We start from the raw sequence: 15,568 nt of genomic DNA on the forward strand, positions 1-15,568 counted from the left end.
CAGGATCGTAAAAATGACCAGTCCCGCCGTTTCATTCGAAGTCTTTCCGCCCAAATCCGTGGACGCGTCGTTCCGTCTTTGGGACACGGCGCAGGCCCTGGCACCGCTGGCCCCACGTTTCTTTTCCGTGACCTACGGCGCGGGCGGGTCTACCCGCGACCTGACCCATGATTCTGCCCATGTGCTGCGCCGCACCTCTGGCCTGCCCGTTGCCGCGCATCTGACCTGCGTGGGGGCCAGCAAGGCCGAGACGCTTGAGGTCGCCGACAGCTTTGCCGAGATCGGCGTGACCGATATTGTCGCCCTGCGCGGGGATCCCGAAAACGGTGCACCGACCTTCACGCCCCACGCGGACGGCTTTGCCGACAGTGTCGAGCTGATCGAGGCGCTGGCAAAGACCGGCAAGTTCACCCTGCGCGTCGGGGCCTACCCCGAACCGCACCCCGAATCCCATGATCAGGCGCAGAACGTCGAATGGCTGAAGCGCAAATTCGACGCTGGCGCGGACGAGGCGATCACCCAGTTCTTCTTCGAGACCGAAACATTCCTGCGCTTCCGCGACGCCTGTGCCGCGGCGGGGATCACCAAGACGATCACCCCGGGCATCATGCCGGTGACAAACTGGAAATCGGCGCGCAACTTTGCCACCCGCTGTGGGGCCAGCGTGCCAGCAGCACTGGACGAAGCCTATGCCGCCGCGATCCGCGATGACCGCCACGATCTGCTGTCCACCGCGCTCTGCACCGAAATGTGCAGCGAACTGGTGTCGGAAGGTGTCGAGAACCTGCACTTCTACACGCTCAACCGGCCCGAGCTGACCCGCGCCGTCTGTCGTGCCCTTGGGGTGACGGCGCAAACATCGCTGTCCGACGTGGCGTAAAACCACCGCACAACTTGCCCTTGGGTCAAGAACAGAACAGTCTTCTCCGGCATTCAACTGCCGGAGATTTTTTATGCCACGCCTCGCCGAAACACCCGAAGATTTGCTGAGCCAATCCGAAGCGCTCTCTCTCAGCGGGTTGGAATTCATGCAGAAGATCCTGGACGGCACCAACCCCGGCCCGCCCATTGGCGGCACCTTGGGCTATGCGCTGCATGACGTGGCCGAGGGCCGCGCGGTATTTCGCGGCACGCCCGAGTTCAACGTGACCAACCCGATGGGGACTGTCCATGGGGGCTGGTACGGCACCTTGCTCGATTCCGCGATGGCCTGCGCCGTGATGACCAAAGTCCCGCGCGGGTCGGTTTATACGACCCTGGAATACAAGATTAACATTCTGCGTTCGATCCCCTTGGGCATGCAGATCGACTGCATCGGCACGACCGATCACGTGGGTCGTTCTACCGGTGTCGCACATGGCGAGATTCGCGGGGTCGAGGATGGCAAGCTGTATGCCACCGGCTCAACCACCTGCATCGTGATGAAGATCACGGGCTAAACCGCAGTCTCGGGGCGGGTGATGCGCCCCGAGACAAGCCAAGCTCACTCTGCCGCGATGGCGCTGTCGTTCAGCAAGGCCCAGACTTTATGCGGTGTGAACGGCATGTCGGCCTGACGCACGCCACGCTCCCACAGGGCATCCTGTACCGCGTTCGACACGGCCGCCAATGCACCCACGGTCCCCGCCTCGCCACAGCCCTTCATCCCCATCAGGTTCGCCGTAGATGGCACGGGTTCGGAGTTGAAGGACACGAACGGCACATCCGCCGCGCGCGGGATCGCGTAATCCATGAAAGAGGCCGTCAGCAGTTGGCCGTCTTCGTCATAGACCACATGCTCCTGAATAGCTTGGCCGATGCCCTGCACCACCCCGCCATGCACCTGACCTTCGGCCAGCATCGGGTTGATCAGATTTCCAAAATCATCCACCACCGTATAGCGGTCAACGGTCACAACGCCTGTTTCGGGGTCGATCACCACCTCGGACACATGCGCCCCGTTGGGATAGCTGCGCCCCGGCAAGGTCGCCCGTTCGTGGTGCACCAGCAGATCGTCGCGGCCTTTCTGGCGGGCCATCTCGGCGACCTCCAGCATGGTGGGGGTCATGTTCGACCCATCCGCGCGGAAGCGTTCGTCGTCAAAGCTGATCTGCGCCGCGGGCACGCCCATTTCGTCGGACAGAAAGGCGGTGAACGCTTCGGTCATCTTGGCCACCGTCGCCAGCGTTGCCGTGCTTTGCGTGGTGACAGAGCGCGAGCCGCCAGTCCCGCCGCCCTGTTTGATCAGATCGCTATCGCCTTGAATGACGTGGATCAGTTCAGCCGGTATCCCGGTCTGATCCGACAGGAATTGCGCATAGACGGTTTCATGCCCCTGTCCGTTCGATTGAGTGCCAACATAGATGAACACGGTGCCGTCTTCGTTGAACTCGACCTTGGCCCCCTCTGCCGGATCGCCAAGGATGCTTTCGATGTAATAGCAAAGCCCCTGCCCGCGCAGCAGCCCCTTGGCCGCATCCGCCGCCTTGCGCGCTGCAAAGCCATCATGATCCGCCTCGACGGCGACGCGGGACAGCAAGCGGTTGAATTCGCCCACATCGTAAAGCTCGCCCGTGGCAGAGGTATAGGGAAACTGCTCGGGCTTGATAAAGTTGATCCGGCGCAGTTCCCACGGGTCGACGCCCAACTCGCGCGCGGCGCGGTCCATCAAGCGCTCCAGCACATAGATCGCCTCGGGTCGGCCGGCACCACGATAGGCATCGGTCTGCACCGTGTTGGTGTAGTAGCCTTCGACCTGCAGCCATGTGGTCTGCACATCATAGACACCCATCAAGACCTTGCTGAACAGCAGCGCCTGAATGGGCTGGCCGAACTGGCTGTTATAGGCCCCGAGGTTGCATTTGGTGCGGACGCGGTAGGCCGTGATCTTGTTGTTTTCGTCAAAGGCGAATTCCGCAAGCGACGTCAGATCGCGCCCGCCATTGTCGCTGAGCATGGCTTCGGTCCGGTCCGACATCCAGCGCACCGGACGCCCCAGGGCCCGCGCCGCCTGCGCGACCGAGAAATATTCGGGATAGGCCGCTGCCTTCATGCCGAAACCGCCGCCTGTGTCGGGGTTTGTGACCTGCACATGGTCATCATCCAGCCCGAAAACGCGCTTGAGGTTGCCCTTGTGCACCCAGACGCCCTGCCCGTTGTTCGCAAGATGCACCTTGCCGTCGTTCCATTCCGCATAGCAGCCGCGCGGCTCCATCGCGTTGACGATGATACGGTTGTCGCCCACGTTCAGGCTGACGGTTTTCTCAGCGGCATCAAATGCCTTTTGCGTCGCCGCCTCGTCGCCCATGCCCCAGTCAAAAGCCATGTTGTCCGGCGCTTCGGGGTGCAGCATCTCTCCGCCCCGTTCCAACGTCATATGGGTGGGCAGATCGTCAACGTCGAATGCGATCAGCTCCGCCGCGTCGCGCGCCTGGTTCAATGTCTCGGCAATCACCACCGCGACGGGCTCCCCTACGAAGCGCACGCGCCCCTTGGCGAGCATCGGGCGCAAGGGCTTGGCCCCTTCCGTGCCATCGCGGTTCTGCAACACGGTCGCCGCCATAGAGATATCCATCCCCGCCGCTTCCAGATCCTCGATCGTGAGCACCGCATGCACGCCCTCTGCCTCGGCCGCATCTGTGACATCCAGCGTCGTGATCACCCCATGTGCGACGGGCGAGCGGAAGAAATAGGCATGCAGCGCGTCGGTTGGCGCGATGTCATCCACATAGCGCCCCTCGCCGGTCAGAAACCGCACATCCTCGACCCGTTTGACCGGTTGGCTTTTCCCGAATTTTTCCATCTGGCGGCATCCTTTGATCATCATCTTGGTGTTGCGCCCGACCTTAAGCGCCAAACCGGCGATGTCCATACGACGCGGGGCGAAAGCTGGGGCTGCTACGCCAAGTTTTCGGCCCCCCAGCCTTCCCCTTTACGCCCCGCTCGGCTAGATCATCCCAAAGCTCAAAGCGCTACGTGAATAGAAGGACGCTGATCATGGCCCTCGACAAGAATTTTGACGCCGCCCAGGCCGAAGCCCGCCTCTATGCCGCATGGGAAGAGTCCGGTGCCTTCAAAGCCGGTGCCAATGCCTCGCGCAAGGAAACCTTTTCGGTCATGATCCCGCCGCCCAACGTGACAGGATCGCTGCACATGGGCCACGCGTTCAACAATACATTGCAGGATATTCTGGTGCGTTGGCACCGGATGCGCGGCTTTGACACGCTCTGGCAGCCCGGTCAGGACCACGCCGGTATCGCAACGCAAATGGTGGTGGAACGCGAACTTGCCAAAGACGGCAAACGCCGCACCGATTTCACCCGCGAGGATTTCACCGCCAAAGTGTGGGAGCAAAAGCAGAAGTCCGGCGGCACGATCATCGGCCAGCTCAAACGTCTGGGCACCTCGCTTGATTGGTCACGCAACGCCTTCACCATGTCCGGTGCCCCCGGTGCCCCCGCGGGCGAGGAAGGCAACTTCCACGACGCCGTGATCAAGGTCTTCGTGGATATGTATAACAAGGGCCTGATCTATCGCGGCAAGCGTCTGGTCAACTGGGACCCGCATTTCGAGACCGCGATTTCCGACCTCGAAGTCGAATCCACCGAAGTCGACGGCCACATGTGGCACTTCAAATACCCGCTGGCCGATGGCGCGACCTACACGTACGTCGAGAAAGACGAAGACGGTAACGTGACGCTTTCCGAGGAACGCGACTATATCTCTATCGCGACGACCCGCCCCGAAACGATGCTGGGCGATGGCGCGGTCGCGGTTCACACCTCTGACGAGCGCTATGCGCCGATCGTTGGCAAGCTGTGTGAAATCCCCGTCGGCCCCAAGGCGCAGCGCCGCCGCATCCCGATCATCACCGACGAATACCCCGACAAGAATTTCGGCTCGGGCGCGGTCAAGATCACCGGCGCGCATGACTTCAACGACTACGGCGTCGCCAAACGTAATAATATCCCGCTCTACGCGCTGATGGACACCCGCGGTGCCATGCGCGCCGACGGCCTGCCCTATGACGCCGCCGCCGCACGCGCGGCCGCCATCGCTGAAGGCCGCGAAGACGCGCCCGCGGACGCGACAGAAATCAACCTCGTCCCCGAAGAATACCGCGGCCTCGACCGGTTCGAGGCGCGCACCAAGGTCATTGCCGACATCACCGCCGAAGGATTGGCCGTCATGGTGCCGCCAACCGATCCACGCCTTGGCAAACCCGTCAAAGCCCCCCTCGCCCCCGAAGAAGGCGGCGAAGAGCGGGACGAGACGCTGGTCCCACTGGTCGAGCCCAAAAAGATCATGCAACCTTTCGGCGACCGGTCGAAAGTGGTGATCGAACCGATGCTGACCGATCAATGGTTTGTCGAGACCTCGAAGATCGTGCAACCCGCCATCGACGCCGTGCGCAACGGCGAGGTACAGATCCTGCCCGAACAGGACCGCAAGGTGTATTTCAACTGGCTGGAAAACATCGAACCCTGGTGCATCTCGCGCCAATTGTGGTGGGGGCACCAGATCCCTGTGTGGTTCGACGACGAGGGCAAGGAATACTGCGCGGCGACCGAAGCCGACGCACAGGCAATGGCCCCAGGCAAGACGCTCACCCGCGACCCTGATGTTCTCGACACGTGGTTCTCCTCGGGCCTCTGGCCCATCGGCACGCTCGGCTGGCCCGAACAGACGGATGAGCTGGCGAAATACTTCCCCACCTCGGTGCTGATCACCGGCTTTGACATCATCTTTTTCTGGGTCGCCCGGATGATGATGATGCAATACGCCGTGGTCGATCAAAAGCCGTTTGATACCGTCTATGTCCACGCGCTGGTGCGCGACGAGAAGGGCAAGAAGATGTCCAAATCGCTTGGCAACGTGCTGGACCCACTGGACCTGATCGACGAATACGGCGCGGATGCGGTGCGCTTTACCCTGACGGCGATGGCCGCCATGGGGCGCGACCTGAAACTGTCCACCGCACGCATCGCGGGCTACCGCAACTTCGGCACCAAACTGTGGAACGCCCACCGTTTCGCCGAGATGAACGGCGTGTTCGAGGACAGCGTCGAGACAGTGACCTACACCAGCCACACCCAGGTCGATCACACGCTGAACAAATGGATCATCGGCGAAACCGCCCGCGTCCGCGAAGAGGTCGACGCCGCACTGGACAACTACCGTTTCAACGACGCGGCCAATGCGCTCTATGCCTTTGTCTGGGGCAAGGTCTGCGACTGGTACGTTGAACTCTCCAAACCCCTGCTGCAAGACGACGCGCCAGAGGCCGCCGAGACTCGCCAGACGCTGAAATGGGTGCTGGATCAATGCCTTGTACTGCTCCACCCGATCATGCCCTACATCACCGAGGAACTGTGGCAGACCACGGCGACCCGTCCCAAGATGCTGGTGCATGGCGACTGGCCGACCTACAGCACCGCCGAGATGCTGGACGCCGACGCCGACCGCGAACTCAACTGGGTGATCGGCCTGATCGAATCCATCCGTTCGGCGCGCGCACAGATGCATGTGCCTGCGGGGCTCAAAGTGCCCATGCTCTATACCGATATGGACGACGCCGGCCAAACCGCATGGGACCGCAACGAGGCGATGATCAAACGTCTGGCGCGGGTCGAAACCCTTGAGAAGACAGAGAGCTTCCCCAAAGGCACCGTCTCCATCGCCGCACCGGGCGCGAGCTTTGGCCTCCCGCTTGCGGGACTGATCGACATCGACGCGGAAAAAGCCCGTCTGCAAAAGTCGCTCGACAAGCTGGGTAAAGAAATCGGTGGTCTGAAGGGGCGTCTGAACAACCCCAAATTCGCCGCCTCCGCCCCGGCGGAGGTCGTCGCAGAAGCCCAAAGCAACCTTGATGCGCGTCAGGAAGAAGCAGACCAGCTTCAGGCCGCTCTGAACCGTTTGGCCGAGCTGGGATAATCAGCACCGCTTCCAAATGGCATTAAATCCTCGCCGAAGGCAAAAATCTCTTTTGACGCTCCAAAAGATGCCTTCGGCGAGGATTTTTTTTACCATTTGGAAACGAATACCGGTGCAAGATACGCCTGCGGTCCTCGCTGGGAAGCAAAGATCGTCCATTTGGAAGGCCCCGTCTGAGCGATCAGGCGGGGCTGACTTTTTTGCGGCGCTAGTCTTTGAAGACCGCGGGGCGTTTGCCGAACTCGGCGGCGATGACTTCCATTTGGTGCGGGCGTCCCAGCAGCGCCGCCTGTTCACGGGATTCCGCGCGCAAAACCTCTGTTGCGGTTCCCGTCTCTGCCAAGGCGGTCAGACGTTTGGCGGCCTTGATCGCGCTTGGACTTTTGCCCGCGATGGTGGTGGCAAGCGCCATCGCGGCGGCCAGCGGGTCTTCGGCGATCTGGGTGATGAGCCCCCAGCGTTCGGCTTGCTCTGCCCCGATGGGTTGCGCGGTATAGGTCATCAGGCGCAGCACGTCGCCGCGCACCAGTTTGGGCAGCAGGACCATGCCGCCCATGTCCGGGACGATGCCCCATTTCATCTCCATTACCGCCATTTCGGTATCAGGGGCCGCGATGCGGATATCGGCCCCGAGCGCGACTTGCAGGCCCGCGCCGTAGGTCTTGCCATGCAGCGCCGCGATCACCGGCACGCCGACGCGGGTCCAGACCATCGCGACCTCTTGCCACTGGTTGGTGGTGCCGTCGCCATGGGTGCGCGTCATCATCCGTTCCGTCGGGTCGCCGCCCGCCAGCGCCCCCATATTGCCGATGTCGATGCCTGCGCAGAACGCCCGGCCCTCGCCCGAGATCACGACGGCACGCGCGTTCGATGTAGCGACCTCGTTCCCGGCGGCGATGACGGCGTCGATCATATCCTGATCAACGGCATTCATTTTATCGGCGCGGGTCAGGCGCACATGGGCGATGTGATTGTCATAGGTAACGGAAACGCGGCTCATTGGGTCCTCCTTGAATTTTCGTGAGTTTGGGCATGAAGCCTGCGTGTTGCAAAGCGAAACGCTACGGCACCCAAAACCACACGCGGGCATGCTGATGTCACTTGCCCGAAGCATGGCAGATGCAGTAGCTGATCCCCATGACACAGTATCGCCTCACCCCGCTTGCCGACGCCCTGCCCTCTACCGTGCCCTTTGTCGGCCCCGAAACGCAGGAGCGCGCCATGGGGCGCGCCTTTGATGCGCGGTTGGGGGCGAACGAGAACGTCTTTGGCCCCTCTCCCCGCGCGATAGAGGCGATGGCGCAGGCCCAGCAGTGGATGTACGGCGATCCGGAAAGCCACGACCTGCGCGCAGCACTTGCGGCGCATCATGGTATCTCGCCCGCCAACATCATCGTGGGCGAAGGGATCGACGGGTTGCTGGGCTATCTGGTGCGGCTCATGGTGACGGAGGGGGACGCGGTCGTGACCTCGGACGGGGCCTATCCGACATTCAATTATCACGTGGCAGGCTTTGGCGGTGTGCTGCATAAGGTGCCCTATGCCGGTGATCACGAGGATCCTGCGGCCCTATTTGCCAAAGCTGCCGAGGTAGATGCCAAGCTGGTCTATCTGGCGAATCCCGACAACCCTATGGGCAGCTGGCATGAAGGGCCCGTCATTTCCAGCGCGCTAGAGGCATTGCCGAAGGGCTGTCTGCTGGTGCTGGACGAGGCCTATATCGATTGCGCCCCCGAGGGCACCGCCCCCGATCTTGTCGCCGATGACCCGCGTCTGATCCGGATGAGGACCTTCTCCAAGGCCCATGGTCTGGCGGGGGCGCGGGTTGGCTATGCCATCGGTGCACCGGATCTGATCACAGCCTTTGGGAAGGTGCGCAACCATTTCGGGATGAACCGCGCGGCACAGGCCGGGGCGCTTGCGGCCTTGCAGGACAGCGACTGGCTGGCCCATGTGCAGGCTCGAATCGCTGAGGCGCGGGACCGGATTGCGCAGATCGCTGCGGATAACGGGTTGGTTGCCCTTCCCTCTGCCGCGAATTTCGTGGCGATTGATTGCGGAGCGGACGGCCGCTTTGCCAAGGCGGTGCTGGACGGTTTGGTGGCGCGCGGCGTCTTTGTGCGCATGCCCTTTGCGGCGCCGCAGAACCGCTGTATTCGGGTCAGCTGCGGCACGCCAGAAAACCTTGATGCCTTTGCCGCGGCGTTGCCGGGTGCCCTTGAGGATGCGAAAAAAGGCTGACGTAGCGCATATCCCGCCTATGCTGAGCCATGATCCAGTTGCGAGGTGGCATCATGCGCTCTTCCGACCGCGGCCAATCGGCCCCTAACTATACCAGCGCCTGCGTCGTGATGTTCGGCGTCAATATCCTGTGGCTATTCGTTGTGATCTGGGCGCTGTGGGGCTTGCTGGCGGTGGCGCTGTCGGGCTGGGCCGTCAATGCCATGATCGATCGTATAGCCGCGCGACAGGGCTAGGCCCCGCCGATCACCTTCGCCGCGGCCTCTAGCGCGCCGGAGCCGCGTTTGATCCCGAGTGCGGACATCCCGGCCTCTATCCCGCCGAGCATCCCCATGATCATCTGTCCGTTCACGTGCCCCATGTGGCCCAGACGGAAGAAACCGTGGCTTTCGGGGCTGCCCTTGGGGGCCATGCCCAGACCGATGCCGAGGGTCAGGCCGATGTTGCCTTCGACCCAGTCGCGCAGCTCTGTCGCTTGGGGGGCCTTGAGCCGTAGCGCTGTCACCGCATGGCTGCGCAAAGCGCGATCGGCGATGTTCAGGGAAAGGTCGCCATCTGCCCCCCACGCGTCACAGGCCGCCCACACCGCGCGCGCCAAGGTCTCGTGACGCTGCCAGACGGCTTCCAGCCCCTCGCCGTGGATCATATCCAGCGCCGCGCGCAGGCCGTAGATATGGTGCGTGGGGGCTGTGCCGCAGTGGTACTGGTAGAACTCCTCGGGATTGGCGCGCGGGGTCCAATCCCAGAAACGGCTGACCCGTGGCATCGCATCGCGCACCGCAGCCGCACGGTCGTTGAAAAAGACGAAGCTCACCCCGGGCGGGACCATCAGCCCCTTCTGGCAGGCGGTGACCATGACATCAGCCCCCCAATTGTCCATCTCGAAGCGGTCGCACGCGAAGGACGCGATACAGTCCACCATCAGCAGCGCGGGGTGATCTGCCGCATCCAGTGCCGCGCGCAGACCGGCGATGTCATTGACCACCGAGGTCGAGGTATCCACATGCACGGCCAGCACGGCTTTGATCTCGTGGTTGGTGTCCGCCTCAAGACGATCGGCGATCTGGTCGATGTCCATAGTGGATTGCAGGCCGAAATCCATCACCTCGACGTCTGCCCCGATGCCTGTGGCGGCATCGCCCCAGCCGTGACCGAACCGCCCTGTCGCGGGCACCAGCACCTTGTCACCGGGGGCTACGACATTGCTAAGCGATGCCTCCCAGGCGGCGTGGCCGTTGCCAATATACATCGCCACATGATGCTGCGTGACCGCGATACGGCGCAGATCTTCCATCAACGGCGGCATCATATCGACGATCTCACCGGCATAGATATTGGGGGCCGGACGGTGCATCGCGTTCAACACAGCCTCGGGCATGACCGACGGACCGGGGATCGCGAGGTAGCCGCGCCCTTGGGACAGGTTGGAAAGTTTCGGCATGACACGGGGGCCCTTCAGCAGGAAAAATCTCTTGCAACTTATCCGCAGCCAGCGCCGCGTCAATCACACAAAGCGCGCAGGCAGCTTGCCCTGCCCCTAAGGGCTGCGTAAACCCGTAACTGTATATGCCCAAAGGAACCGGCCTTTATATGAGTGATGTGACCTATACCTCGCGCGAACTGCTGACCTGGCTTTGGCGCGACTATCTGAAAAAGCATATGTGGGTGCTGCTTGTCGCGATCATCTTCATGTCGATCGAGGCCTCGACCATGGGCGGGTTGGCAAAGCTGATGCAGCCGATGTTCGATCAGGTGTTCGTTGCTGGTGAGAAAGGCGCATTGCTGTGGGTTGGTCTGATGCTGGTGGGCATTTTCGTCCTGCGCGCCGTGTCGGGTGTGGTGCAAAAGGTGCTGCTGACACGCATCAAGCAGAAGTCGGCGGCTGATATGCGGATCGATCTGCTGGACCGGATGATGGTGCAGGACGGGGCCTTTCACCAACAGAACCCCCCGGGTTTTCTGATCCAGCGCGTGCAATCGGATGTGAATGCCATCGGGTCGGTCTGGCAGGCGGTGATCACCGGTGCCGGTCGCGACTTGATCGGGCTCATCGTGTTGCTCGGCGTCGCGATCTCTATCGACCCGGTCTGGGCGCTACTGGCCTGCATCGGCTTGCCGCTGATGGTGATGCCCGCAGCATTGGCGCAGCGCTTCGTGCGCGCGCGGTCGCGCGAGGCACGGGATCTGGGCGCGACCCTGTCGACACGGCTGGACGAGGTTTTCCACGGCATCGTGCAAATCAAGCTCAACGCGCTCGAGAAGTATCAGGCCAAGCAATACCGCGACCTGACCAGAACTTATATCCGCACCGAGGTACGTGCCTCTTTCGGGAACTCGGCCATTCCGGGGATGATCGACATCATCTCGGGCCTCGGGTTCATGGCCGTGATCCTTTATGGCGGCAACGAAATCATCGAGGGCGAGAAAACCATCGGTCAGTTCATGACCTTCTTTACCGCGATGGGGTTCACCTTTAACCCGCTGCGCCGGCTGGGGGCGATCAGCGGGTTGTGGCAGACGGCTGCTGCCGCGCTGGAACGTCTGAAAGAGCTGATGGACGAGCCGGTACACCTCACCTCGCCCGCCAAACCCACGCCTGTGCCCACCACCCCACCGCATATCGCGCTGGAAGGGGTGAGCCTGTCTTACGGGGATGCCAAGGTGCTGGACAATCTCACGCTGCATGCGGCGGCAGGCGAGACGACGGCGCTCGTCGGCGCATCTGGCGCGGGGAAATCGACGATATTCAACCTGCTGACCCGTCTGATCGACCCGCAAGAGGGCAACGTCAGCATCGCGGGCGTCCCCCTGACAGAGATGGACATCCCCGCGCTGCGCGGCTTGTTCTCTGTCGTGACGCAAGAGGCGCTTTTGTTTGATGAAACCCTGCGCGAGAATATCGTATTGGGCCGCGAGAATGTATCTGACGAAGAGCTGCAGCGCGCGCTGGATGCGGCGCATGTGTCGGACTTTTTGCCCAAACTTGAACACGGGCTTGAAACCCGCGTCGGCCCGCGCGGCTCTGCCCTGTCGGGGGGGCAGCGCCAACGTGTCGTGATCGCCCGCGCCCTGCTGCGCAACACGCCGATCCTGCTGTTGGACGAAGCCACCAGCGCGCTGGACGCGCAGTCAGAAAAAGTCGTGCAGCAAGCGCTGGACCGTCTCTCGCAGGGGCGCACCACCTTGGTCATCGCCCACCGTCTGTCTACCATCCGCGGCGCGGATAAGATCGTTGTGATGGACCGTGGCCGCGTCATGGACGAAGGCAAACACGAAGACCTTCTGGCCCGTGGCGGCATCTATGCCGATCTCTATCGGCTTCAGTTCGAGGATGGAAAAACCGTCAGCGACGGGCGCAATCTAGCGGCGATGCGGCGCATGGAACGCGGCCTCAAACCTGTCGAGCCGAACCTGCTGCAACGTATCGGGCTCCGGCTGTTCGGCAACTAGGCCACCCCCCGGCACGCGGGTCACTTGGCATAGCCCTCGGCCAGCTTGGCCGGGGCGACCCCCGCGAAATAGCGGATCAATGTCCATAGGTTACGCGCCCCGCGACGCAACCAGCCCTGCCGCGCGTATTTGTCGGCGGACGTCACCGCGGTGACCTCCAGCCCCAGCAGATGGCCACGCAGGGCACGGGCCAGCGCCACATCCTCCATCAGCGGCTGATCAGGATACCCACCAACCGATTGATAAAGCGCACGTGGCAGCAGCAGCCCCTGATCCCCATAGGGAAGCCCCAAACGGCTACGCAGGTTCGCCCAAGCGGCCACCGCTTTGCCGGCCATGCCGCCCTGATCGAATTGAAGCTGGCACCAGCCCGCTTTATGCCCCCGCAGATGCGCGGTGACGGGCCCCGTCCACCCCGGTGCCAGCCGCGTATCGGCGTGTAACACCAGCAGCCAGTCGGATTGCGCTTTCGCACAGCCGCGCCGCAACTGTCCGCCCCGCGATGCCGGACCGCTGACGATCTCTGCGCCCCACGCTTCTGCCATTGTCAGGGTCATGTCGGTTGATCCCCCGTCGCTGATGATCAGCTCGCGGATCAGCTCCGCCTCCAGCCCCTCCATCAGGGCGGTCAGGCAGCCGGTCAGGGGCGCTTCGGCATTCAAGGTCGGAATGACAACAGATATAGGCGCGCGCATGGTTGCCCCTTTCAGCTTCGAACTGCGCTGCTATATGTCATGTTAACCATTGAAAGGACAAGCGATATGACCAGCCGCCGCATCCTGAGACTGTCAGGCCCCGACACCCGCGAGTTTCTGCAGGGCCTTGTGACCAACGATATCCGCAAGCTGGATCAGGCCCCGATCTATGCCGCGATCCTGACGCCCCAAGGCAAATTCATCACCGATTTCTTCCTGTCCGCCGACGGGGACAGCGTTTTGCTGGACGTGGCCGAGGCAGATGCCGACGCGCTGGTGCAACGTCTGACCATGTACAAGCTGCGGGCTGATGTCACCATAGACGCGACCGGCCTGCATCTGCACCGCGGGCTAGAGAACGCACCGGATGATGCCTATAGCGACCCCCGCGATGCCCGCATGGGCTGGCGCGCCTATCGCGACACACCGCAAACCGATGACACCACGGATTGGGACGCGCTGCGGGTGACCTATATGATCCCTGAAACCGGGGCAGAGCTTACCTCGGACAGCTTTATCCTCGAAATGGGGTTCGAGCGGCTGAACGGCGTGGATTTTCGCAAGGGCTGCTATGTCGGACAAGAGGTAACGGCCCGCATGAAACACAAGACCGAGCTGCGCAAAGGCTTGGCCCAGGTCGAGATCAGCGCGCCGGTAGAACCCGGCACGGACATCACCGCCGAGGGCAAACCTGCTGGTACGATCTTTACCCGCACCGGCACCCACGCGCTGGCCTATCTGCGGTATGACCGCGCCAAGGCGGCGATGCAGGCGGGGGATGCCACGGTGACGATGGTGACGGACGGCTAAGGCCCCGCAACGGCCCTGCGCAAATATTAGGCAGGCCAAGATGACAGCGTGCGCAGCCCGCCGGAAAAGTTGCATATAAGCAACAAACACCCGCGATTGGGGAGATCCGAGGCTCCCAAATCCAATACCCCGCCTGCCCCGCAACGCAAAAGAGCCCCGGCATTCACCGGGGCTCTGCACTGCAGCGAAGCTATGACGTAGCGTCACACCACAGCTTACGCGCGTTCGGAATATTCCATCGTTTCGGTGTTCACGATGATCTCTTCATCCTGTCCGACGAAGGGCGGCACCATCACTTTGACGCCGTTATCAAGCACCGCTGGCTTGAAGGAATTCGCCGCTGTCTGGCCTTTGACGACCGGTTCAGTTTCGACAATTTTACAGGTTACTTTTTGTGGCAAGGACGCGTTCAGCGCCTCTTCCTCGTGATACTCGACCACGACCATCATACCGTCCTGCAAGAAGGGGCGACGCTCTCCCAGAAGCTCGGCTGAAAGCTGCACTTGCTCGTATGTTTCGGTGTCCATCAGAACCAGCATACCTGCGTCTTCATACAGGAATTGTTGGTCTTTTTGCTCTAGCCGGACCTTTTCAACCTTGTCGGCGCTGCGGAAGCGTTCGTTCAGTTTCGACCCGTTGCGCAGGTTGCGCATTTCGACCTGAGCAAAGGCACCGCCCTTGCCCGGTTTGACATGATCGACCTTGACCGCTGCCCAGAGACCACCGTTATGCTCGAGCACATTTCCTGGCCGAATTTCGTTCCCGTTAATCTTTGGCATGTATCAGCACCATAGCAATGAAGTTGAAGAGAGATTGGACCGACCTATATATATCAACGTCGACCCCCGCAAGACAGCGCACCCGATGCTGCAACCGCGAAAGCCATGCAGTAAATGCATGAGTGTTATGCAATAAAGGTGTATCCGAATCGAGCTCTTTCGGTCATAAGGAACCCCACGCCTAAATGACAAGAGCAAGAATAATAGAAAGGACGACGAGATGAAAGATTTCGTTGATGGCACTGCCTTTAACAATGAACAAGGTAACCGTGCCCGCAAACTTTTCGCAGCTGTGGTACTGGCTGCATTGGACGATGCGATTGCCGATGACAAGAAATACGGCAACGGTCCTGAACAGATTGCCCGTTGGGCTCGCTCCCGCGATGGCCGCGAAGTATTGAGCTGCGCGGGCATCGACCCCAACGAGCGTGTTGTCGAAGGTCTGATGGACTTCGTTGGCAAGGGTGTCCGTACCTCTGTCGCCCTGTCCCGCGAAGAGTCCGAGCGTCGCCACGCTGCACAACAGGCTGAAGCTGCCTGAAGACTGCCAAAAGTTTGAACAAAAAGACGCGGCTCACGGGCCGCGTTTTTTTTGGCTAAATGCGATTGTGCTATGCCGGAAAGCGTCGCGCCCGCCTGATGCGCAAAAGGGCAAGGTGTGACGCCCTGCCGCTTACCTGA

13 protein-coding genes are annotated in these 15,568 nt (G+C 61.7%); 8 read left to right on the forward strand and 5 right to left on the reverse strand.

The window, feature by feature from the left end; all coding sequences use genetic code 11:
• Window positions 1-13: 13 nt before the first annotated feature.
• Both metF and ACNQ62_RS10605 read left to right on the forward strand, forming a co-directional pair.
• Complete coding sequence (gene metF / locus ACNQ62_RS10600; protein ID WP_005849299.1) at window positions 14-880, forward strand: methylenetetrahydrofolate reductase [NAD(P)H]; 867 nt, start codon at window positions 14-16, stop codon at window positions 878-880.
• A gap of 73 nt (window positions 881-953) precedes the next feature.
• Window positions 954-1,439, forward strand: coding sequence for a PaaI family thioesterase (locus ACNQ62_RS10605; RefSeq protein ID WP_418094846.1), 486 nt, complete (start codon window positions 954-956; stop codon window positions 1,437-1,439).
• A gap of 44 nt (window positions 1,440-1,483) precedes the next feature.
• On the opposite strand, the gene ACNQ62_RS10610 is transcribed toward ACNQ62_RS10605, so the two are convergent.
• Entirely contained in the window at window positions 1,484-3,781 is a 2,298-nt protein-coding gene (locus ACNQ62_RS10610) for a xanthine dehydrogenase family protein molybdopterin-binding subunit (protein ID WP_418094847.1), read from the reverse strand.
• A gap of 194 nt (window positions 3,782-3,975) precedes the next feature.
• On the opposite strand from ACNQ62_RS10610, the gene ACNQ62_RS10615 reads away from it, so the two are divergent.
• The gene (locus ACNQ62_RS10615) at window positions 3,976-6,912 is read left to right on the forward strand and encodes a valine--tRNA ligase (protein ID WP_418094848.1); all 2,937 of its coding nucleotides are present in this window, start codon (window positions 3,976-3,978) and stop codon (window positions 6,910-6,912) included.
• Between the two features lie 208 nt (window positions 6,913-7,120).
• Here the strand turns inward: ACNQ62_RS10615 and ACNQ62_RS10620 are convergent, their stop codons facing one another.
• Entirely contained in the window at window positions 7,121-7,912 is a 792-nt protein-coding gene (locus ACNQ62_RS10620) for a crotonase/enoyl-CoA hydratase family protein (protein WP_418094849.1), read from the reverse strand.
• A 137-nt stretch (window positions 7,913-8,049) separates the two neighbouring features.
• On the opposite strand from ACNQ62_RS10620, the gene ACNQ62_RS10625 reads away from it, so the two are divergent.
• Together ACNQ62_RS10625 and ACNQ62_RS10630 are read left to right on the forward strand one after the other, a co-directional pair.
• Window positions 8,050-9,153 carry a pyridoxal phosphate-dependent aminotransferase gene (locus ACNQ62_RS10625; RefSeq protein WP_418094850.1) on the forward strand — a complete coding sequence of 368 codons (1,104 nt, stop codon included), beginning with the start codon at window positions 8,050-8,052 and terminating at the stop codon, window positions 9,151-9,153.
• A 53-nt stretch (window positions 9,154-9,206) separates the two neighbouring features.
• Window positions 9,207-9,389: a hypothetical protein gene (locus ACNQ62_RS10630; protein WP_418094851.1), complete on the forward strand. Its 183-nt coding sequence runs from the start codon at window positions 9,207-9,209 to the stop codon at window positions 9,387-9,389.
• Here ACNQ62_RS10630 and ACNQ62_RS10635 read toward each other — a convergent pair.
• The gene (locus ACNQ62_RS10635; RefSeq protein WP_418094852.1) at window positions 9,386-10,594 is read right to left on the reverse strand and encodes a pyridoxal-phosphate-dependent aminotransferase family protein; all 1,209 of its coding nucleotides are present in this window, start codon (window positions 10,592-10,594) and stop codon (window positions 9,386-9,388) included. The two genes, ACNQ62_RS10630 and ACNQ62_RS10635, sit on opposite strands and share 4 nt — an antisense overlap.
• 149 nt (window positions 10,595-10,743) lie before the next feature.
• Here ACNQ62_RS10635 and ACNQ62_RS10640 point away from each other — a divergent pair, with 149 nt between their 5' ends.
• A complete protein-coding gene (locus ACNQ62_RS10640; RefSeq protein WP_418094853.1) occupies window positions 10,744-12,603 on the forward strand; it encodes an ABC transporter ATP-binding protein in 1,860 nt (619 codons plus the stop codon).
• 20 nt (window positions 12,604-12,623) lie between these two features.
• Here the strand turns inward: ACNQ62_RS10640 and ACNQ62_RS10645 are convergent, their stop codons facing one another.
• Window positions 12,624-13,298 carry a TIGR04283 family arsenosugar biosynthesis glycosyltransferase gene (locus ACNQ62_RS10645; RefSeq protein ID WP_418094854.1) on the reverse strand — a complete coding sequence of 225 codons (675 nt, stop codon included), beginning with the start codon at window positions 13,296-13,298 and terminating at the stop codon, window positions 12,624-12,626.
• A 66-nt stretch (window positions 13,299-13,364) separates the two neighbouring features.
• On the opposite strand from ACNQ62_RS10645, the gene ACNQ62_RS10650 reads away from it, so the two are divergent.
• Window positions 13,365-14,108, forward strand: coding sequence for a YgfZ/GcvT domain-containing protein (locus ACNQ62_RS10650; protein ID WP_064217069.1), 744 nt, complete (start codon window positions 13,365-13,367; stop codon window positions 14,106-14,108).
• A 215-nt stretch (window positions 14,109-14,323) separates the two neighbouring features.
• On the opposite strand, the gene efp is transcribed toward ACNQ62_RS10650, so the two are convergent.
• Window positions 14,324-14,887 carry an elongation factor P gene (gene efp, locus ACNQ62_RS10655; RefSeq protein WP_009825091.1) on the reverse strand — a complete coding sequence of 188 codons (564 nt, stop codon included), beginning with the start codon at window positions 14,885-14,887 and terminating at the stop codon, window positions 14,324-14,326.
• A gap of 220 nt (window positions 14,888-15,107) precedes the next feature.
• On the opposite strand from efp, the gene ACNQ62_RS10660 reads away from it, so the two are divergent.
• Window positions 15,108-15,428, forward strand: a complete 321-nt coding sequence (locus tag ACNQ62_RS10660) for a DUF6280 family protein (RefSeq protein ID WP_005849321.1) — start codon at window positions 15,108-15,110, stop codon at window positions 15,426-15,428.
• Window positions 15,429-15,568 lie beyond the last annotated feature (140 nt).

This window comes from Sulfitobacter sp. SBS6 (assembly GCF_048285585.1).
In the GTDB taxonomy this organism is placed as follows: Bacteria; Pseudomonadota; Alphaproteobacteria; order Rhodobacterales; family Rhodobacteraceae; genus Sulfitobacter; species Sulfitobacter pontiacus.